The following is a 594-nucleotide window of genomic DNA, read 5'->3' as shown; positions in this document are numbered from 1 at the left end:
CGCATTTTGCCGATAAGGTCGTCGATGTAGTCGGGCTTTATCTGAACCCGCCGGATAACGCCATCGTGCTGTCGGTTGATGAGAAAACCCAGATCCAGGCACTGGATCGCACACAACCGATGTTGCCACTACGCCCCGGTCAGATCGAGCGACGCACGCATGATTACAAACGCCATGGCACCGCCAGTCTGTATGCCGCTTTTGACATCCTGACGGGCCAGGTCATCGGACGGATAACCCAACGCCACCGGGCCAAAGAGTTTCTGGCCTTTCTGCAACAGATCGACCGCGCTACGCCCCCAGAGCTTGACCTGCATGTCATCCTGGACAACAGCTCGACTCACAAAACTCCGGCCATCAAGCAATGGTTGGAGAACCACCCGCGCTTCAAGCTGCACTTCACTCCGACCAGCGCTTCGTGGATGAACGCAGTGGAAGGCTGGTTCGCGCAGTTGGAAAGGCGGGCACTGTATCGTGGCGTCTTCACCAGCGTGGCCGAACTGAAAGCGGCTATTCGTCAATTTATTGAGGCCCACAATGACCTTTCAGCCAAGCCCTTCAGGTGGAATAAGACGGCTGAATCAATCATCAGCT

At 56.1% G+C, this 594-nt stretch carries 1 protein-coding gene; it reads left to right on the top strand.

The features are described 5' to 3' along the window. A partial coding sequence (locus ACZYSM_RS29315) for an IS630 family transposase (protein ID WP_489077182.1) occupies positions 1 to 594 on the top strand: 594 nt, incomplete at both ends.

It is taken from the genome of Pseudomonas sp. F220 (assembly GCF_057813935.1).
The sequence above is the reverse complement of the archived record's forward strand: the minus strand, read 5'-3'. Positions and strand labels throughout refer to the sequence as shown.